The sequence below is a fragment of the Paenibacillus sp. S33 genome (genome assembly GCF_053615415.1).
Genome location: NZ_JBSIEZ010000001.1, coordinates 5,438,444 through 5,457,770, shown reverse-complemented (window position 1 = coordinate 5,457,770; position 19,327 = coordinate 5,438,444). Strand labels below are relative to the sequence as shown.

At 42.5% G+C, this 19,327-nt stretch carries 17 protein-coding genes and 1 pseudogene; 6 read left to right on the top strand and 12 right to left on the bottom strand.

Annotation, left to right across the window (positions count from 1 at the left end):
* Positions 1-469: 469 nt before the first annotated feature.
* From ACWGXJ_RS24800 to ACWGXJ_RS24790, 3 genes and pseudogenes are all read right to left on the bottom strand, one after another.
* Complete coding sequence (locus ACWGXJ_RS24800; RefSeq protein WP_235306776.1) at positions 470-1,915, bottom strand: DEAD/DEAH box helicase; 1,446 nt, start codon at positions 1,913-1,915, stop codon at positions 470-472.
* 428 nt (positions 1,916-2,343) lie between these two features.
* Positions 2,344-2,790: an N-acetyltransferase family protein gene (locus ACWGXJ_RS24795; protein WP_452567803.1), complete on the bottom strand. Its 447-nt coding sequence runs from the start codon at positions 2,788-2,790 to the stop codon at positions 2,344-2,346.
* A 226-nt stretch (positions 2,791-3,016) separates the two neighbouring features.
* A pseudogene (locus tag ACWGXJ_RS24790) lies at positions 3,017-3,250 on the bottom strand (TetR/AcrR family transcriptional regulator); the annotation flags it as partial.
* 326 nt (positions 3,251-3,576) lie between these two features.
* On the opposite strand from ACWGXJ_RS24790, the gene ACWGXJ_RS24785 reads away from it, so the two are divergent.
* The 3 genes from ACWGXJ_RS24785 (at position 3,577) to ACWGXJ_RS24775 (ending at position 5,696) form a co-directional block, all read left to right on the top strand.
* A complete protein-coding gene (locus ACWGXJ_RS24785) occupies positions 3,577-4,533 on the top strand; it encodes an endo-1,4-beta-xylanase (RefSeq protein ID WP_414126028.1) in 957 nt (318 codons plus the stop codon).
* A 240-nt stretch (positions 4,534-4,773) separates the two neighbouring features.
* Positions 4,774-5,325: a TetR/AcrR family transcriptional regulator gene (locus ACWGXJ_RS24780; RefSeq protein WP_069290723.1), complete on the top strand. Its 552-nt coding sequence runs from the start codon at positions 4,774-4,776 to the stop codon at positions 5,323-5,325.
* Positions 5,325-5,696: a DMT family transporter gene (locus ACWGXJ_RS24775; protein ID WP_069290722.1), complete on the top strand. Its 372-nt coding sequence runs from the start codon at positions 5,325-5,327 to the stop codon at positions 5,694-5,696. Before ACWGXJ_RS24780 ends, ACWGXJ_RS24775 begins: the two co-directional genes overlap by 1 nt.
* Before the next feature lie 114 nt (positions 5,697-5,810).
* Here the strand turns inward: ACWGXJ_RS24775 and gnd are convergent, their stop codons facing one another.
* From gnd to ACWGXJ_RS24755, 4 genes are all read right to left on the bottom strand, one after another.
* Complete coding sequence (gene gnd, locus ACWGXJ_RS24770) at positions 5,811-7,214, bottom strand: decarboxylating NADP(+)-dependent phosphogluconate dehydrogenase (protein ID WP_452567802.1); 1,404 nt, start codon at positions 7,212-7,214, stop codon at positions 5,811-5,813.
* A gap of 107 nt (positions 7,215-7,321) precedes the next feature.
* On the bottom strand, positions 7,322-8,668 hold the full coding sequence (locus tag ACWGXJ_RS24765; protein ID WP_452567801.1) for a GntP family permease: 1,347 nt from the start codon (positions 8,666-8,668) through the stop codon (positions 7,322-7,324).
* A gap of 27 nt (positions 8,669-8,695) precedes the next feature.
* Entirely contained in the window at positions 8,696-10,234 is a 1,539-nt protein-coding gene (gene gntK / locus ACWGXJ_RS24760) for a gluconokinase (RefSeq protein WP_250267020.1), read from the bottom strand.
* Positions 10,227-10,958, bottom strand: a complete 732-nt coding sequence (locus ACWGXJ_RS24755) for a GntR family transcriptional regulator (protein WP_053326458.1) — start codon at positions 10,956-10,958, stop codon at positions 10,227-10,229. Before ACWGXJ_RS24755 ends, gntK begins: the two co-directional genes overlap by 8 nt.
* Before the next feature lie 238 nt (positions 10,959-11,196).
* On the opposite strand from ACWGXJ_RS24755, the gene ACWGXJ_RS24750 reads away from it, so the two are divergent.
* On the top strand, positions 11,197-12,492 hold the full coding sequence (locus tag ACWGXJ_RS24750; RefSeq protein ID WP_452567800.1) for a GntP family permease: 1,296 nt from the start codon (positions 11,197-11,199) through the stop codon (positions 12,490-12,492).
* Positions 12,493-12,513: 21 nt separating this feature from the next.
* Positions 12,514-13,659, top strand: a complete 1,146-nt coding sequence (locus ACWGXJ_RS24745) for a glycerate kinase family protein (RefSeq protein ID WP_452567799.1) — start codon at positions 12,514-12,516, stop codon at positions 13,657-13,659.
* A gap of 173 nt (positions 13,660-13,832) precedes the next feature.
* Here the strand turns inward: ACWGXJ_RS24745 and ACWGXJ_RS24740 are convergent, their stop codons facing one another.
* The gene (locus ACWGXJ_RS24740; RefSeq protein ID WP_081112444.1) at positions 13,833-14,873 is read right to left on the bottom strand and encodes a CdaR family transcriptional regulator; all 1,041 of its coding nucleotides are present in this window, start codon (positions 14,871-14,873) and stop codon (positions 13,833-13,835) included.
* Between the two features lie 294 nt (positions 14,874-15,167).
* Positions 15,168-16,298 carry an RDD family protein gene (locus ACWGXJ_RS24735; protein WP_452567798.1) on the bottom strand — a complete coding sequence of 377 codons (1,131 nt, stop codon included), beginning with the start codon at positions 16,296-16,298 and terminating at the stop codon, positions 15,168-15,170.
* 222 nt (positions 16,299-16,520) lie between these two features.
* On the opposite strand from ACWGXJ_RS24735, the gene ACWGXJ_RS24730 reads away from it, so the two are divergent.
* Positions 16,521-17,078 carry a GNAT family N-acetyltransferase gene (locus ACWGXJ_RS24730; RefSeq protein WP_250262150.1) on the top strand — a complete coding sequence of 186 codons (558 nt, stop codon included), beginning with the start codon at positions 16,521-16,523 and terminating at the stop codon, positions 17,076-17,078.
* A gap of 48 nt (positions 17,079-17,126) precedes the next feature.
* Here the strand turns inward: ACWGXJ_RS24730 and ACWGXJ_RS24725 are convergent, their stop codons facing one another.
* The 3 genes from ACWGXJ_RS24725 to ACWGXJ_RS24715 all read right to left on the bottom strand — a co-directional run bounded on the left by ACWGXJ_RS24725 (position 17,127) and on the right by ACWGXJ_RS24715 (position 19,284).
* Positions 17,127-18,002, bottom strand: a complete 876-nt coding sequence (locus ACWGXJ_RS24725) for a GNAT family N-acetyltransferase (RefSeq protein WP_452567797.1) — start codon at positions 18,000-18,002, stop codon at positions 17,127-17,129.
* Positions 18,003-18,091: 89 nt separating this feature from the next.
* A complete protein-coding gene (locus ACWGXJ_RS24720; RefSeq protein WP_452567796.1) occupies positions 18,092-18,562 on the bottom strand; it encodes a MerR family transcriptional regulator in 471 nt (156 codons plus the stop codon).
* Positions 18,556-19,284 carry an SDR family oxidoreductase gene (locus ACWGXJ_RS24715; RefSeq protein ID WP_452567795.1) on the bottom strand — a complete coding sequence of 243 codons (729 nt, stop codon included), beginning with the start codon at positions 19,282-19,284 and terminating at the stop codon, positions 18,556-18,558. Before ACWGXJ_RS24715 ends, ACWGXJ_RS24720 begins: the two co-directional genes overlap by 7 nt.
* Between the last annotated feature and the right edge of the window lie 43 nt (positions 19,285-19,327).

Sequence of the window (19,327 nt, the reverse complement as noted above, 5' to 3'; positions counted from 1 at the left end):
TAATAAATATACCTATCAAAAAATTAAAAAATAGATTGTAAAGAAAAAAGGGGATGGGAAATGAAGTTTTATGATAATAGGGGAGTCCAGATGGTGGTTGCACTTTTATATCCTGTTATAACATTTGTTATATTAAGTAATGGTCATATGATAGGTTCATGGACTGTTCCGGCCATTATTGCAATTTTGTTTTGTCTGTTATGGAAAAATACTCTTTATGTAATCATCTCTAATGTCTTGATGTGGATTATATCCGTACCTATGTGGTGGCTGCTAGTTGAACGTGTGAAAACAGACCAGGGCGCTGAAATTTTCATTTCGTCATTACCATTCATTATATTGTTATACATATTTGCTGTATTTATTAAACGATCAAGAGATAAACTCGGCAATCCCGTCCGTATAGCTAACGAAAACCATCGGCTATGCTGGGCGGGATTGCCTCACCCTCTTTAGTGCAGCGTATCTTCTACTTATTCCCTTTACGTACCTTTAACAGCTTACCCTTTACGGTTGTATTCTTCATAATCTCAAGCACCAGTGGACCTTTACCATTCAGAATCTCAACATCTGTCGCATAATCCAGAATCGTAATAATCCCGATATCATCTGCGGTGACCCCGTCAAGCTTAGCGATGGTCCCCACGAAGTCGACAGCTCTAAGTTTTTTCTTCTTACCGCCGTTAAAGTTCAGCTTCATAATCTGTTGGTTTAGTTGCTCGCGCTTATCTTTTTTGAGTGCGGTTTTTACATGCAGTTTCTGCTCAAAATCTTCTCTACGGAGGTCAACAGCCTCTTCTGAGGGAGCCTTTACCTGCGGAATCGCGAACCCAATATATGCTTCAATATCAGCTAATCTTCGGCCATCCTTAGGAGTGATGAGGGAAATGGCTTTACCCGTTTTGCCAGCACGTCCCGTACGTCCTGTGCGGTGAACATAGCTTTCCTTCTCAAGGGGAATATCGTAGTTAATGACATGGGTGATATTCGTGATATCAATTCCTCTGGCGGCAACATCTGTCGCGATCAAGTAACGGAATTGACCCCTTCTAAATGCATTCATTACCTCAAATCGCTCGTCTTGCTCCATGCCACCATGAATGCGATCACATGGATATTCAAGATCAGCCAATGCTCTGAATAATGTATCTACATTCTCCTGCGTACGACAGAAAATAATGCAGCTGTCAGGATTCTCAACAATGAGCAGATCTTGCAGTAGTGCCAGCTTGTCTGACTCCTTCACCTGAATAAGAGAGTGATCAATTGTAGCGGTCGTTATACCGGTTGCTTTTATTTCAATTTCAACAGGATCGTTCATATACTTGTGTGACAGTCTGGCTACATCCTCAGGAAAAGTAGCGGAGAATAACATGGTAACCCGGTCACTAGGCAGGGCCTGAATGATTGACTGAACTTGCTCGATAAAGCCCATATTCAGCATCTCGTCAGCTTCATCAATCACGAGGTAGGCCATTCGATCTAACGATAGCGTGCCTCGTTCAATATGGTCCAGTACACGTCCTGGTGTACCTACAGCCATATGTGTTCTTTGTTTTAACTCGGCCTTTTGTATATGAAAAGGATGTTTTCCATAAAGGGGCGTTGCTTTTATCCGCTTAAAGCGTCCAATATTCGTGATGTCTTCGGTGACCTGTAACGCGAGTTCACGGGTTGGCGTCAGGATTAAAGCTTGGGGCTTATTCTCATTCCAATCTACTAGCTCACAAAGTGGAATACCGTATGCCGCTGTTTTGCCGCTACCTGTTTGCGATTTGGCGACAAGGTCCTTCTTCTCAAGCGCAACTGGAATGACTTCCGTCTGAATCTCTGTTGGCGTCTCATAGCCCAAGCTATTCAGCGCTCTTACAATTTCTTCACTTAATGCGTAATCTGTAAAATGCTTCTGACTCATTTTCAACCTCTTCTGCGCTGTATTTGAATACCATTACATATATAATGTCATCGTGTATCGAACTTATACTCATATAGTATACTCTATATCCAGGTTCACTCTAATACATATCCATATTAACTGTTTGTCTAACTGAATCCTTGGAGCATTTAACGACGGGCTCGTCCATTTTCTCGTGTATGGTATCTGATGTGTTGGTCTACTGAGCTATTTTGCAATTTAACGACCGACAAACTTTACCCATGGATCTACGTTGAACAATTTCATGGAGAATTAATTTTGTCTTGCTGTTTTCCAGTACGTATCTTCAATTGTATCGGCATGTTTCCATATCCGAATGGCGTGAAAACATGTATTACGAACAAAGGGCACCCAATCGGGTACCCTTTGAACTGCCGTTAGCGCGGAAAATCGTATCAAAAGTATTGTTACGATGAAAAGTGAACCCAATCTCTCCCTTGGATAGCATCCATCTTTTTAAAGAAAATTTGAGCGCGTTTATTCTCAGTAGAAGTTATCCAGGTCATTTGAACATATCCATGATTTTGTGAGTACTTTTGACATTCTAAAAAAAGCTGTGATTCTACTTCTGTATCTCTAAAGGGTTCCAATACAAATAGGTCGTTCATAACTGTGATTTTGTCTGCTTTCATCGTGCTAAAGGTAAAGAATAATGTAGCAAAGCCGATTAATTCTCCATTTTGTTCCGCCACAAACTGTATACCGTTTTGCTGCTCAAAAAGGGTTTGAATCAAATTATGAATTTTTTCGATAGGTGGCCTAGGGTTTTGATAAAAACCAACGATGTATTCATACATTAACTCGGTCAAACTGCTTAAATCATCAGGCTTAGCGTTTCTTATTAAAAATGACATTAGATGTACTCCCTTTTCATTAGTTTTGAATCAATATACACTATTAAGTATATATATGCAAAACTAAGATCAGTGAAGGAATCGTTTGAACTTATGCAAATGCGAAGAAGTATGTAATATGAGCGCAACAAAGGCTGCCGAGAAAATGTATCCGGCAGCCTTTGTTGCGCTGAGGGACATGTGCGTCGAGAATACACCCATTCGTTAAAATTGAATTCACTCTGAATTACTTAAGAAGTGTAAGTGTCACCTCTATCGTGTTATCAATAAATGATCGTTCTGGACGAGACTTTATCATTACCGTCAGTCCAATTAACGATACGACTAGCGCCTGTGATACAGCCTTCGCATCGAGCCCGATCTCAAGTTCACCTGATTGTATACCTCGTTCAATGGTTTCTTGAAATATAACCGATAGGTACATTTGATGTTCCCTTGTAGGAATTTCAAATTTCTCATCAACTTTGAGGGGATGGTTCCGCAAGCAGAAGCAAGCCAGCGTGCTAGCTAAAGTTATGTAGACGCAATTGCAAGAGCGCTTAATCCTTAAACTATTAAAATGGGCAGTCTCCAAAGTGATATGCTACGAGGCTAGATTTTAATCGAAACGATGTGTTAAAGGAGCACCAGGGTGTTCAGTCACCCCGCAATGATGTAAAGTTTTTCGGGTAAAATCTTTACTTTTACATGTAGCGGACAATAACCTTTCATTCTTATAATTGGAAATGTAAGCGATTTATTTAGAGGTAGGGATATTAAAAACTATACGTATGAGGAGGAGATTGTATGTCGAAATTTAAAGTGGGCAAGTTGGTAAGTAGCTTGGCGTTGGCGGGTGTGTTGTTATCATCAGCTCTGATAAACCCGGCTAGTGCCAGTATGGCGAACGGTGGCAAATTCCTCGGGAATATCATTGCTGGAAGTGTCCCTGCAAGTTTCGGAACATACTGGAACCAGGTGACGCCAGAGAATTCGACCAAATGGGGGTCAGTTGAAGGCAGCCGTAACAACATGAACTGGTCGCAGGCGGATACCGCCTACAATTATGCCCGTAACAATGGATTCCCGTTTAAGTTCCATACATTGGTATGGGGTGCTCAGGAGCCAGGTTGGATTAGCGGACTGTCGGCCGCTGATCAGAAGGCGGAAGTGACCCAGTGGATTAAAGCAGCAGGTCAACGCTATCCGAATGCGGAGTTTATAGATGTGGTGAATGAGCCCCTGCATCAGAAGCCATCCTTCCGCAATGCCATAGGCGGTGACGGATCGACCGGATGGGATTGGGTCATATGGTCGTTCCAACAGGCAAGACAAGCTTTTCCAAATGCCAAGCTGATGATTAATGAATATGGAATTATCAACGATCCCTCGTTAACCGACCAATATGTCTATATTATTAATCAGCTCAAGAGCAGAGGCCTGATTGACGGAATTGGTATTCAATGCCACCAGTTTAGCATGGACACTGTTTCAGTTAACACGATGAACACTGTACTGAACAAGCTGGCGGCAACAGGATTGCCAATCTATGTGTCGGAACTGGATATAACTGGAGATGACAACACCCAGCTTGCCAGATACAAGGAGAAATTTCCGGTATTATGGAAGCATTCTGCGGTGAAGGGAGTTACGCTCTGGGGGTATATCCAGGGACAAACTTGGAAGCCGAACACACATCTGCTGAATTCTAACGGCACGGAACGTCCCGCGCTCCAATGGCTGAGACAATATGTGCAGAGTTAAACTATAGGTGGCACTTAAAACCCAACAGATACGAACTTTTGCCAAATGTCTGGGCTGGGTAGATGTTTATTTGACGAAGTCTTGGCTGAAATGTTATACGCCCAAGGCTTCTTTTTATTTAGCTTAAACCTAACGTATCAAAACCTAATCCAACTCAATTAGGCTTACATACCCAATCCATAACTTTAATCCACTTGAAATAAAACCGTCTGGACGGTATAGTAAAGAGGGGTGATCAATATGAATACAACTAAAAAAGCATTAAAAAGAGAATTAATTCTTAAAGCGGCCTCGATGATTGTGCACGAAGAAGGAGTAGAGAAATTAACGTTAGAAGCGGTGGCTAAGAAAGCGGGAATAAGTAAAGGAGGATTGCTTTACCATTTTCCGAATAAAGATGAATTGATTTTGGGAATGGTTGAACAACTATCGACCAGCTTTGTCTCCGAATTTAATGAGAGAGCAGAAAACGATATGCATTCCAAAGGAAGATGGACTCGCGCGTATATGAATACATCATTTTCTGGCGATCGGAATGCAAGTGACCTGTATACCGCTCTCTCAGCAGCACAGTTTACGAACCCTCACATGCTAAAATTACTTCAGGACGAGTATGAGAATATCCAAAATAAAATTGAAAACGACGAATTGGACCCCGTTCGTTCCACGATAGTCCGATTAGCTATAGACGGTTTGTGGTTTGCTGAAATGTTTGGGCTTGCTCCTCCCAATGAAGAAATGAGGCAAAAAATGATGGAAGAATTGAAAACATATATAAAGGAGAATGAATAATGGCTTATCTTTTCTTGGCAATCTCTATTGTTGGTGAACTTGTTGGAACTTCAATGCTTAAAGCTTCAGAAGGTTTCACCAGACTGTATCCGACTCTATTCACAATTGTGGCGTTCGTGATCTCTTTCTTCTTTATCTCCTTATCCCTTAAGACGCTCCCCTTAAATATGACTTATGCCATCTGGTCAGGTGTAGGAGCTGTTGCTACAACGCTTATTTCAGTATTGATTTGGAAAGAAAAAATCAATACAGGAAGTATCGCAGGTATTGCTTTAATTGTTATTGGCGTGGTGGTACTGAACCTATTTGGTGCAGGACATGGTGAGGCAAAAGGAACAACAGAAGCAACGAGTTCAATCGTTCAAAAATGAGATGAAATAGTATAGACACAAGAACATTGTAGAGAAAATGTATTCCAAAGGAGTGCCCTAATGAAGGGAAAAAACCACTTCATTAGGGCACTGGAGATTTACTACCACTATCGATCACTGCCAGTTTGTGTGAAAGGACCCTGCTGCATCACTTCGTTCATAAGTATGGGCACCAAAATAATCCCTTTGTGCTTGCAAAAGGTTAGCATTCGAAATACCTGTCCGGTAACTATCATAATAAGTAAGTGAAGCACTTAAACATGGAAAGGAAGTGCCAGAATTAATACCCTCACAGACAACTTTTCGTAATCCTTTTTGATACTCTTTAACTTTTTCAGCAAAATACGGGGCGATTAATAGATTAGCCAAATTCGGCTGTTCTTGATATGTTTCGCTTATTACGTTTAAGAATTCAGCACGAATGATGCAACCACCACGGAAAATAAGGGCTATATCCTTTAAAGGTAAATTCCATCCGTAAAGTTCAGAAGTCATTTTATATTGTATAAATCCTTGCGCGTAGGCACAAATCTTACCCATATAAAAAGCTTGTCTAATGTACTCAATCCACACATCTTTATCTAAACTTCGCTGATCAATCCCTGGTCCTGTTAGAATATTTTCTGCGTAAACTCGTTCTTCTTTTAAAGAGGAGATGTAACGGGCAAACAATGACTCTGTAATAATGGATGATGGGATCCCATTGTCAATTGCTTGAATGCTTGTCCATTTACCTGTGCCCTTTTGCCCTGTTTTATCAAGAATCACATCGATTAGTGGTAAGCCTGTTACATCATCCTTTTTCCGTAAAATCTCTGCTGTGATTTGGATTAAATAACTTTTCAGTTCCCCTTGATTCCATATTTCAAAGATATCAGCAATTTCATTCACAGATAAACGTAACCTTTTTCTTAAAAATGTATAGGTTTCTGCGATTAATTGCATATCTGCGTACTCGATTCCGTTATGTACCATTTTTACAAAGTGACCGGACCCTTTTGGACCCATATAAACACAGCAAGGGTCTCCGTCTACTTGGGCTGCTATTTTTGTTAGAATAGAAGCTACTTTTTCATATACGTTTTTATCTCCACCAGGCATGATCGAAGGTCCATTTAAAGCCCCGACTTCGCCGCCGGAAATACCGATTCCTAAATAACCGATTCCTTTTGACTCCAATTCATCATATCTACGTTCCGTATCTTTGTAATGGGAGTTACCACCGTCCATGATCACATCGCCTGCTTCAAGGAAGGGTACTAATGTACCTATTACCGAATCGACCGGTTTGCCCGCTGTTACCATAAGGAAGATTTTCCTTGGAGTTTTTAAAGAGTAAACAAAATCTTGAATTTCGTAGTAGGGATGGATGGAGTGACCTTCACTTTTTTTAACAAGATCATCCGTTAAATCCCTCGTATAATTATAGACAGCGACTTGCTCACCCTTACCAGCCATGTTTAAAGCGATATTACGGCCCATTACCCCTAAACCAATGACACCAATTGTGTTGGACATTTTTTCTGCTCCTTTTATTTGAAATGAATAGGCCGTAGATCCTCACTTATAGGCTTAGAAGATTCTAAGAAAAATAAGTGGGGGATCTACCGCCCGGGAATCATGGTTTATACGAATAAACTTAGTACTAAAATAAATCCTAATCCAGCTACAGAAATGATGGTCTCAAGCAATGTCCATGTTGCAAATGTTTCTTTCATGCTTAAACCAAAATATTCTTTAAACATCCAGAAACCAGCATCGTTAACATGTGAAGCTATTAAACTACCCGCTCCCGTTGCAAGCACAACTAAAGCAAGATTAACGTCGGATTGTCCTAACATCGGAATAACTAAACCAGCGGTTGTTAAAGCTGCAACGGTTGCAGAACCTAAGGAAATTCGTAATATTGCAGCGATAATCCAGGCAAGTAAGATGGGTGATAATGTAGTTCCATTGAATAATTCAGCCACATAGTCACCTACGCCGCCATTAATCAGTACTTGTTTGAAGGCGCCGCCACCCCCAATGATTAAGAGCATCATCCCAATATGAGTAATAGCGGTTGTACAAGATGCCATTACATTTTTGATTGGAATTTTTCGTGCTATTCCCATGGTGTAGACAGCTACCAGTAAGGAAATTAACATGGAAGTTGATGCATCACCAATAAAACGGATCGCTGCTAGTAAACTGCTATCTTCAAATCCCATTGTTTTTTGAAGCAAAGTAATAACCGTAGCAATAGACATTAAAATAACAGGAAGCATTGCAGTAAATACACTGATACCAAATCCCGGAGTTTCCTCGGATTTAAATACTTTTTGTTCACCTAAAGAGGCAATATTACCGGTTTTCGTAAATGATGCAGGTACGAGTTTTTTGGCAAGCTTAGTAAATACAGGTCCAGCTAAAATAACGGTTGGAATGGCAATAATGAAACCGTAAAGTAAAACCTCACCAAGGTTCGCGCCATATTCACCAGCAATAACTGTTGGCCCTGGATGTGGAGGTAAGAAACCATGTGTTACGGATAAAGCTGCAACCATCGGAATTCCGAGATATAAAATAGAAACCTTTAATTCTTTTGAAATGGCAAATGTGATTGGAATTAACAATACTAATCCTACTTCAAAAAATAACGCCACACCGATAATGAATGAAGCAGCTACGACTGCCCATTGGATATTTTTTTCACCAAATTTGTCTACGAGGGTCATGGCAATTCGTTGAGCACCACCAGAATCAGCGATCAACTTACCTAACATCGCTCCAAGTCCAAAGATTAACGCTAAGTGACCAAGAGTTCCGCCTAATCCGGCTTCGATGGTTTTGACAATTTCCTCTAATGGCATTCCAAGTGCTAAAGCGACGCCGAACGATACAATGATTAATGAAATAAAGGTATTCAATTTGAAGCCCATTATTAAAACTAATAATGCTAAAATTCCAATCGCTACGATAACTAATGGCATTGTAATTACCCCCTGCTTTTTATCTTTTTAGTGTTTAATTAAGCTTCTTTGATAATTGGAAATCCGTGTATAATCATCTTCTAATACTCTGGATAGGTTAATGAAAATCGGCAGCAATTTCCTATATTCCTTGGTTGCTTCTTCTTTTGGTGTATGTTTGTTGGTACTGCCAACCATTTCAGAAACGACTTCAAAGGACTGGATTTGTCCGGTGGCATACAAGCCTAAAATACAAGCTCCTAGACAAGAACTTTCGTAGCTTTCTGGAACGACGACTTCAGATGAGAATATGTCAGACATCATTTGCCGCCAAACATCTGATCTTGCGAAGCCTCCAGTAGCTTGAATTCGGGTCACAGGACCGTCCATACATTCGGTTAATGCTAAAAATACGGTGTACAAATTGTAAATGACTCCTTCTAGGGCTGCGCGAATCATATGTTCTTTCTTATGTGACATCGTTAAACCGAAGAATGAGCCACGTACGTCTGGGTTCCATAATGGCGCACGTTCACCAGCCAGGTATGGATGGAATAACAATCCGTCAGATCCTGGTCTTACACGTTCAGCAATCTTGGTTAGTACATCATATGGATCAATTCCTAGTCTTTTCGCTGTTTCTACTTCTGATGAGGCAAGTTCGTCACGGATCCAGCGAAGGACCATCCCGCCATTGTTCACCGGCCCCCCAATAACCCAGTGCTTTTCTGTTAAGGCATAACAGAATATTCTTCCCTTTTCGTCTGTTTGAGGCTTGTCTATAATGGTTCGAATAGCTCCGCTTGTCCCGATTGTAACGGCAACTTCACCTTTTCGTATCGCATTTACACCTAGATTAGAAAGGACTCCATCGCTAGCTCCAATGACAAACGATGTTTGTGGATCGATCCCCATCTTTTTTGCTAAATCTGAATCACAGTTGGTAAATATCCTGGTTGTTGGCACGAGCTCAGATAATTGAGAAGGGGTTATACCAGCAATTTTTAATGCTTCTTCATCCCAATCTAATTTTTCTAGATTCATCATGCCCATGGCAGAAGCTAGGGAATAATCCACTACATATTGATCAAAGAACTTTTTAAAAATATATTCTTTAATTCCGATATACTTTTTAACCTTGACAGCGGTTTCAGGAAGGTCATTCACAATCCAGGCTATTTTCGTTAAGGGTGACATGGGGTGAATGGGTGTTCCTGTTCGTTTATAGACTTCATGCCCATTCAGCTCATCTTTTATTTTATGTGCCCATGCTTCACTTCGATTATCTGCCCATGTGATACAAGACGTCAGTGGGCGGTCATTTTCATCCATCGCAATGACACTATGCATGGCACTGCTAAATGAAACAAACGATAGCTTTTTTTGTGAGTGATGTTTCATGATATTCGAAATGGCCTGTAGGACAGCCTGAAATATCTCTTCTGGGTTTTGTTCAGCTGTCGCTATGTCCGGTGTATAAAGCGGGTATCCAATATTCTCTTGTTGGATGACTTCACCTTTTTCGCTAAATAGAACGGCTTTTGTACTTGTGGTCCCGATATCTACACCCAACATATAGTTAGTCATTTTGTTGCACGACTCCTTTAGATAGCATTTGTTGTGACATCCATAGGTCTTCTACTTTACCTTGAACATCATCAAAGTTTTCATGTAAAGACTTGATCATGAGGTCTCTATCTTTTACTTTGATTGCTTCAATATAAAGTTCGTGATTGTTTATAATCCGTGTAAAATCTTCATACTTTTCTGTGAAACGCATACGCATCGACAAAAGAATGAGACTTTCCATAACAGGCTTTAAATTATTCCAGATCATCAGAATATGTGAATGATTGACTGCACGAATAATCGTTTCATGGAACAAGACATCTTGATATGAGAACTCATCAGCATCACTATATTTGACGGCAACTTTCATCATTTCGAGTATTTTACTAAGTTCCTTCGCCAAATCATTAGTGTCCATCTTTACAAGACGTTCAAATACGAAGGATTCTATGAGCAGACGGACATCATAAATTTCTTCTATTTCTTTTTCTGATAGGCCAATAACAACGGCTCCCATTCTTTCTAATCGAATGATATTTTCGGATGCCAGTATTTTTAACGCTTCACGAATGGGTGAGCGACTTACAGTGAAATCAGCAGCTAGTTTATTTTCAGATAATATGGTACCGCTTTCAATCCCGCCAGAAATAATGCGCATTCTAAGCTCGGATGTTACGCGATCACCAGCTGAGGCTTTTAAAAGCCATTTGGAGGGATATAGGAATTCTGATTCGACCATCATTTCACCTTCTCATTTAATCAAGTATACTTGTATACAGGTATTATAATCTGAAATTTTAAATTTGCAAGCGTATTCATTAAATTTGTTTTGTAACTACTGATTTCAACTATAGGTTCCAATTGAAGTTCGGATTTTTTGTTCAATTGCACAATCAATTTCGTCTATTCTTCAATATTTTTAACGTGCTGCAATCGATATAATGAAAGCGTAATCAAAAATTGCCCGGGGGGTTAGACAGATGGAAGGATTGACGATCAGTTGGATAGGAGCTCTGGCAGGGCTGGCTATTGCAATTATTCTGATATTAAGAAAGCTGAATCCGGTTTACGCTTTATTTTTGGGAGCTATTGTAGGCGCTTTATTAGGCGGAGCCAATTTGGAACAGACGATCAGCGTGTTAATAAGCGGTACGCAAAGTGTGATGGGGACGGTCATTCGTGTGCTTGCCGCAGGTGTATTGGCAGGTGTAATGATGGAATCCGGGGCAGCGGAGACGATTGCGCAGGCTATTGTAAAGAAGTTCGGCGGCAGTAAAGCGATACTCGCACTAGCCTTGGCGACGATGATTATTACGGCGGTAGGTGTATTTATTCCCGTTGCCGTGTTGATTGTGGCACCTATTGCATTGTCGGTCGGTAACAAAATGGGGATTTCCAAGCTGGCGCTCCTGTTGGCTTTGTCTGGAGGCGGAAAAGCGGGGAACATCATCTCTCCCAATCCTAATACGATTGCAGCGGCGCGCGGATTTAATCTGGATTTAAGCCACGTGATGTTGGCGGGTGTGGTTCCTACGATATGCGGTTTAATCATGACTGTTTTGGTGGCATCTATGCTGAAAACCAAAGGTGTGAAGGTGTCCGACCAGGATATCATGGACAGTGATGTCGATACATCGAAATACCCGGCGTTGGGACGGGCGATTGTAGCCCCGCTGGTAGCTGTTATTTTGCTGATGATTAACCCGATTGGTTCCATCTCTGGTATTGAAGCACTTTCGAATTTCAAGGTGGATGCGATGTACATTTTGCCGATCGCTGGGATTGTGGGTATGCTGGCCATGGGACAAGGGCGCAATATCCTGAAGTATTCGGCCTCCGGTTTGAATAAAATGACGGCGACCGTGCTGATTTTGATCGGTGCAGGCGGGATTGCGGGTCTGATCTCTGCCTCCAACTTGTCTGCTCAGGTGGTTGGTCTGATTGAAGCTTCGGGAGTTTCCGGTACATTTTTGGCACCGCTTGCAGGTATTCTGATGGCAGCTGCTACGGCGTCCACCTCGACGGGCGTTATTTTGGCGACAGGCTCGTTTGGGGAAGCCATTCTGAACATGGGAACGGCCCCACTCGCTGCAGCTGTGATGGTGCATACAGGAGCTACAGTCATTGATTCCTTGCCGCAGGGCAACTATTTTCACGTCACGGCAGACAGCATGAAAATGAGCATTAAACAACGGATGGGATTGATTCCTTACGAAGCTATTGTGGGTGGAACGATGGCAATTGTAGCGACAATCATGTATGGATTTTTACTTTAATATTCACGATGGGGTGAGAAGATGAGAGAGAAAACATTTGTGCTGGCACCAGATTCTTTTAAAGAAAGCATGACGGCTAAAGAAGTGTGTATCGCGATGGAGAAAGGACTGCGCAAGGTCTATCCGGCGGCGAATTATGTCCACGTACCGATGGCGGACGGCGGTGAAGGAACGGTGCAGTCACTGGTGGATGCGACAGGCGGGCAGATTCGTTATATCGAGGTGACAGGACCGCTTGGAGAACCTGTAACTGCTGCATACGGCTTGCTGGGAGACGGCACCACGGCGGCAATCGAGATGGCATCTGCTAGTGGAATCCATCTGGTCAACAAGGATAACAAAAACCCGCTAAAGACAACAACCTACGGCACAGGGGAGTTAATCCGTGAATGTCTGAACCAGGGAATTCGAAAAATTATCATCGGCATTGGTGGAAGCGCAACGAATGATGGCGGTACAGGAATGGCGGAAGCGCTGGGCGCCAGATTTCTAGATGCAACAGGCAATACTCTTCCGCGCGGCGGCGGTAGTCTGGGCGAGCTGGCCAGCGTTGATATTTCATCACTGGATGACCGCTTGTCGCAGGTACAACTGATTGTAGCCTGTGATGTGACAAATCCGCTGTGCGGAGAGCATGGGGCATCTCAAGTATTCGGGCCACAAAAAGGGGCTACCCCGGAGATGGTGCAGCAATTGGATGCCAATCTTGCTCATTACGCCGATGTGGTGAAACAGCAGCTGGGCAAGGATGTGCGCGATCTCCCAGGCGCAGGCGCAGCAGGTGGATTGGGTGCGGGCTTATTGATTTTCACTCAGGCGACGCTGCAAAAAGGCATTGAAATTGTGATTGAATACACCGGTTTAAAACAAAAGCTTGCCACTGCCGATATCGTTTTGACGGGGGAAGGCGGTATTGATTTTCAGACCAAATTCGGTAAAACTCCTTATGGAGTAGCTCAGGCGGCAAAACAGTCTGGTAAAAAGGTCATTGCGGTCGCAGGTTATATTGGGGAAGGGATCGACACGTTGTACAAGGAAGGGATCGATGCGGTGTTTGGCATCGTGCCGGGAGCCTCGGAGCTCGGTAAGCTGCTGGCCGAAGGGCCGCAAAACGTAGAGCGTACGTGCGAGAATATCGCAAGAGTACTTCAGTTCAGCGAGAAATGAACAGATGGAGAAGTGGGTTATAAACATAAAACGGCATCATACAAATACGATATAATACGAGCGCTCGCCTGTAATCCCGAACTTAGCCAAGGCCGGATTGACTGAGAAATTGGGGAGTGACGGCGAGCGGAAATATGATATTACTGGCGCATGGTCTGGCGTGAAACAGCAGTTCATTGATACAGTGCCAATAAGCCATGCGTAAGCTCAAAAAGCTGAAGGAGGTTCCGGGGATCTTTACCGGTTAAGGTATGGATGCGCTTCAGGCGGTATTGCAGCGTATTTCGGTGAATATTTAATTCATCTGCGGTAAAGGAGACACTGCCGTTATGGTTAATAAAGCTTCGCAGTGTATCCAGCAAATCCACAGTATCTTCCAGCTTGCTAACCAGATAGATCGTGTTCGTCAGGTTCGTTTGACTCAATTTGACCAGAAACTCGACTTCCGCAAAAGAAATTTTTTGCACAGGCGGGCGCAAAGCCAGTAAAACATTCATAGCTGACTTGGCTTGCATATAAACATCCGCAATGTTGTGCTCCTGTCTGCTGACTGTAATCAGCACATCGGGATGGCTGCGTACAAGTGGCTCTAGCAGTTTGTCTGTCGGCTCCTGATTTTGTATCAGGATGAGATAGCAGTCTTCCTCCATACGAAAGGATGGATGCTGCATGAATATATTGGACAACTCGGCTAAATGAGCTGGATCAGCAGGCAGATACTTTACATATACAGCCGAAGTTTTTAGAAGCAAATCAATGTGATATTGAGCTGCTTCTTTTTTTATTTTTTGCGTGTAGGCTCCCTGATGATTTAACAACATTTCCAGCACAGATTTTTTGCGATTGGCTTCATGGGCCAGATGCTCCAATGAGATGCGCTGTTCAATCAGGAGAGACACCGTAGTTTTAACAATATTGCAAAAAGGACGCACTTCATCGGGATTGCCTGAAATACCAATGACACCAACTAACTCATGATGAATGACAATCGGTTCATTGGTTCCCTTTTTCTCATAGTGGCCGTCCTGCCACACTTCAACCATTTTCCCAGTTTCGAGCGCCTGAACAGCTCCTTGGTGAATGGTTCCGATTCGTTCACTCTCGCCGCTGCCAATGATGATGCCTCGTTCATTCATAATATTGATATTGTATGGAATATCCTTCATCATTTTGTCTACGATGTCTTGGGCTTGTTTTTCGGAGAGCTGAAACAAAATCCCGATTCCTCCTTTATCTATAGTGATATAGCGTATTTTAATGTACCACCTTAATGAAAGGGTTTTCAATTCATTGTGCATCTGAACAATATGATAAGGCGGATTACCGAACATGTCAGTCAATTTTATCATAGATGTGAAATTGCAGCGTATTATGATAATCCATTAGACGATGTTATATATTTTTGTATTGAGTGTAATCTAAGGAAGAGTATAGTTGTACGCAAAAAAACAGGGCTCATAGGAGCACCTGCTTTTTGTGTCTATCCTTTTTATTGCCAGCCACGCTGTCTAATGACGAACCTCGCGGAAGCTATAGGTTATGTCGTGTAGTTCTTTCTTTAAACGAGCATCTTTAGACGCTGGTGCATATCCAAGCACCTGGTAGTAATTCCTTTCGGTCTCAATAATCGCTACATGGGTAACATATTTGTCCACATCTTTCTTGCCTTTAATCACGAACTCAAGGGCAGGATATCCATAAATGGTTGTGTTAGAGACAGGTCCTACACTGGACAGGTTCCACTCTTTGGTTAAATTATTTTCAGCTTTCTTACCGTACTGTTGAAGAGTTATATTGCCCAATTGCTTTTTCGAGTGGGATAGTACCACAACGGATTTTTGAATGTACGGATTGAATATTGCAATCTCTGCTTTTCCTTCACGGTCCGGGTCTGTTGACCAGTCCAGCGGGGCCGTTATTTGAAATCGTCCATCTTTACTTACATAGCTTTGCTCTTTCTTGCTCACCGGAACTTCAGGAGGTACGTAACTGTCTGCAAGTATAAAAATAGCATTTACAAACGAGGCTCCCAAGATCACCATTGCGGTAAAAAATATAAAGAGCGAACGTTTCATTGTCTTTTTGCTAATCGGCTCTAAATCCCGTACCTTTACAACATATGTACCTGCAGCTAAATCTCCAATTCGTTGTCTTGATGCAGTTACTAACACACTGATACCAGCAGGTATCCCACCCATTAGCAATGGATTGGTGTCGATTAGCCTGAGCAGCGTACGAATGAGTGATTTAAGAAAACCAGGAGGCTTTCCTTCCCCGTTAACCACCTGAATACGAAAAACGAACTTACCCAGCGTATAGCCTGTGTAACCTTCCAAAAGTAAATAATAGCTGAAGAAAGCAATAAGCAGAATACAACGGATTGCAATCGCTAAAGGCAAAAACCATCTGTCCGTTATTTGAATGACAGAAATAAAAAAACAAATATACCCGATTACAAAAAATATGCAATCAAAAACTGTTGCTCCCCACCGTCTAAACAGAGTAGAATTCCCGTATGTTTTTGATAACGCCGCCATCCTGTTTGGATCTACCCCATAATTTTGACCATGCCGAATGTGCGTCTGTCTTGAAGTTTCCTGCGGATTGTGTGATATGTGCTGTTCGTCCAAAAAATACACCTCTTCTTAATAATTAAAAACACACTCCTTATATTAACGGTCATTTTATAATCCATGTTTAGGAAAACATTCTATAAACAAAGAAATTATTATAAATATCCCTTCCTCTCATTTCCTCTATAATTGGAAGAAGAAAGTAACGATAAGCGAATATTGAACTCGGGAGGTATGGGTATGCAAGAAGAGCTGGCAAAAGCGAACAAGGCAGCAAGAGGTGAGAATGTGAAAGGTGAGTTTCCGGTTATAACGACTGAACGTCTCATATTACGAAAAATGGTAGCGACGGACAGCAAGGACATGTTGGAATACTTTTCAGATGAGCAGGTTATGAAGTTTTATGGACTGAGCCCGTTTGAGTCTGAACAGGATGCGCTGGATGAGATTAGTTGGTATGATCAGATTTTTGAGACAGATCAGGGAATCCGCTGGGCTATTCAAACAAATGAAGGTAAAATCATCGGTTCTTGCGGATTTCATAACTGGGATCAACGTCATCACCGGGCAGAAATGGGCTATGAATTGTCCAGAGCCTATTGGGGCCAAGGGCTAATGTCGGAGGTACTTGCAGCTGTAATCGACTATGGGTTTAATACCCTCTCATTGAACCGCATTCAGGCGTTAGTAGAGCCGGAGAATGCACAATCCTTGCGGTTGCTTGAAAAAGCAGGCTTTCGGCAAGAAGGGCTCCTCTCCCAATATGAATTTACGTTAGGGAAATATGATGATCTTTACATGTGCGCATTGGTCAAATCAGTGTATATCAATCGTTCTCAGAAATGATAGATGTAGGTGAATCAAGCAGGGGAGCATGGATAGGAAGAAGGTTGATCATTGTACAACATGATCGACCTTCAGCAGCATACCCATTTCATATTGCTCAATGGAGTCTTTCGAGAGACCTATTTTTTGGATAAAGCCTTCAAGAGAGTCATTGTCAGACAGACAGATGTTCACCTTCTCAATCTTTTGGATCTCTGCTGCTCTATGAAGGAGGGCGCATCCTAATCCTTGGTTGCGATGCTTAGGATCGACCCAAAGAAAGTTGATTTTACCCTTAGCACTCATGCTCACCATGCCGAGGCACGTTTGATTTACTTCGTAGATGCCGAGAAAAGCTTCCTGTCTACTGGTGGCGTAATAAGGTGTGTCACTTTGCCAATGGATGTGGCAGTCGATAAGGGTCTTTCGAAAAGCTGCGATGTCATCAAATGTAACTTCCTTAAGAATATACGAAGATGAGAGGGCAGCGGGTGGGGCGGAGGGCAGAGTGCCGTTGTAGTATTTCAGCGTATAGTGTGGCTGATAGCCTTGCTTTTCATATAATTTGACGGCCCGATGATTATCCTTGATGACTTCGAGCCATAGCTGCTGGCAACCCGCGGAGATGGCTGTTTGTTTATGTAATTCCAGCAACTTGTTGCTAATCCCCTGACCGCGGTAAACCGGAGCGATGCATAGCGTGCCGCAACGCATGGTCTTGTACCCGTCGAACTGCCGGACACCGCCGAGAATTAAGCCGATCGGTTGATCCTCATCCATGGCAAGGAAAGAGTGATTCCGTGTATTACCCTCTGGACCAAAAAAACGTGCTGCGAAATCGTCCTGATCCATGGTCAGGCGAATGGAATAATCCGAGAACCCAAGCGAAAACGCTTGAAAAATGTGTTCCATACTGACGTCATTGCATCTCACATAGGTGATCACCGTTATTCCCCCTAGAAATTCATACTATATTTGGATTATAGGGAATTAAGAGAGCTCCATCAATCTCCCGCTGAAAATAAAAAAACCCCTTAAAAAAGGGGATTGGTGCTGTGTGTTGTAGGGTTGCAATTCGTGTCGCTAAGATCAGGATTGGTAGAGAGGTCACGATAATGGTTGAGCTTATATTCAATAATTTTTTGGGTTTCCATCAGTCTGGAAATTTCTTGTTGAATCTTCTGATTATGTTTTTCAAGTAAGGAGTATCTGTCAGGAAGGGTAATGTTACCTTGCTCCGAAAGTTCTCGATAATGCTTCATTTCCTCTAGGGTCATCCCAGTGGCTTTTAATCGGGTTAAAAAGATAATTCCGAGAATCTGATCTCTACTGTAGAACCTGTGTCCGTTAGCCTTTCGTTCCGCATAAGGCAGCAAGCCAATTCGCTCATAATAGCGTATGGTATCTTCTGTTAAACCTGTTAGTTCTGCAGCTTGACTAATAGAGGTTATGGTCTCTGGAATTTCCTGCAAAGTATCCCACTCCTTAATTGTAACGATTACCAAGGCACTTCTCCATTCGAGTCGAAAAACCCTCCTGACGGCCCGTCATTATTTAAAGTGGCTAAACGAACAACGACAGCAGCAGCTTGCTGTACCGAGCCCGGTCCTGTAAAGCCATTTAAGTCAGTGGCGGTAAAGCCAGGGTCAGCCGAATTAATTTTGAGAGGTGAGTCTTTGAATTCTTTGGCAAGGGTGACGGTGAACATATTAACCGCTGCTTTGCTGCTATTATAGGCAAGTAAATTAAATTGTGCATGCTCATGCTCAGGATCGCTATTAAAGGTTAAAGAACCAAGGCCACTCGACAAGTTAACGATTCTACCGCATGGGGATTCTTGCAATAAAGGTAGCATGGCTTGCGTCACGGCGACCAAACCGAACAAGTTCGTTTCATACGTTTCTCTTAAATCGTCCAAAGAGAACTGACTTGGAGGAGTGGCTCCTCCTAAAGATATGCCGGCATTGTTGATGAGTACATCAAGGGAACCGAATTCTTGTTTGATCTGTTGGACTGCGGAATCAATCGTACTTTGATTCGTCACGTCTAATAAAATCAATCGGGCTTCTACTCCTTCATTAGCCAGCTTATCCACCGCTTCCTGGCCGCTCTGCTCATTCCGTGAGCCAATCAGGATTGTAAGACCCATACCCCCCAATTGTCTGGCTGTTTCATACCCGATGCCTTTGTTGGCCCCAGTAATAAGAGCTGTTTTTCCAATGATCATGAGCGATTCCTCTTTTCATTATTCTTGAATTTGGCGGCCACCA

Bases quoted from the DNA above. Each gene is read 5' to 3' on its own strand.
- ACWGXJ_RS24800 (WP_235306776.1), bottom strand. From the start codon at position 1,915: ATGAGTCAGAAGCATTTTACAGATTACGCATTAAGTGAAGAAATTGTA.
- ACWGXJ_RS24795 (WP_452567803.1), bottom strand. From the start codon at position 2,790: ATGTCATTTTTAATAAGAAACGCTAAGCCTGATGATTTAAGCAGTTTG.
- ACWGXJ_RS24785 (WP_414126028.1), top strand. From the start codon at position 3,577: ATGTCGAAATTTAAAGTGGGCAAGTTGGTAAGTAGCTTGGCGTTGGCG.
- ACWGXJ_RS24780 (WP_069290723.1), top strand. From the start codon at position 4,774: ATGAATACAACTAAAAAAGCATTAAAAAGAGAATTAATTCTTAAAGCG.
- ACWGXJ_RS24775 (WP_069290722.1), top strand. From the start codon at position 5,325: ATGGCTTATCTTTTCTTGGCAATCTCTATTGTTGGTGAACTTGTTGGA.
- gnd (WP_452567802.1), bottom strand. From the start codon at position 7,214: ATGTCCAACACAATTGGTGTCATTGGTTTAGGGGTAATGGGCCGTAAT.
- ACWGXJ_RS24765 (WP_452567801.1), bottom strand. From the start codon at position 8,668: ATGCCATTAGTTATCGTAGCGATTGGAATTTTAGCATTATTAGTTTTA.
- gntK (WP_250267020.1), bottom strand. From the start codon at position 10,234: ATGACTAACTATATGTTGGGTGTAGATATCGGGACCACAAGTACAAAA.
- ACWGXJ_RS24755 (WP_053326458.1), bottom strand. From the start codon at position 10,958: ATGATGGTCGAATCAGAATTCCTATATCCCTCCAAATGGCTTTTAAAA.
- ACWGXJ_RS24750 (WP_452567800.1), top strand. From the start codon at position 11,197: ATGGAAGGATTGACGATCAGTTGGATAGGAGCTCTGGCAGGGCTGGCT.
- ACWGXJ_RS24745 (WP_452567799.1), top strand. From the start codon at position 12,514: ATGAGAGAGAAAACATTTGTGCTGGCACCAGATTCTTTTAAAGAAAGC.
- ACWGXJ_RS24715 (WP_452567795.1), bottom strand. From the start codon at position 19,284: ATGATCATTGGAAAAACAGCTCTTATTACTGGGGCCAACAAAGGCATC.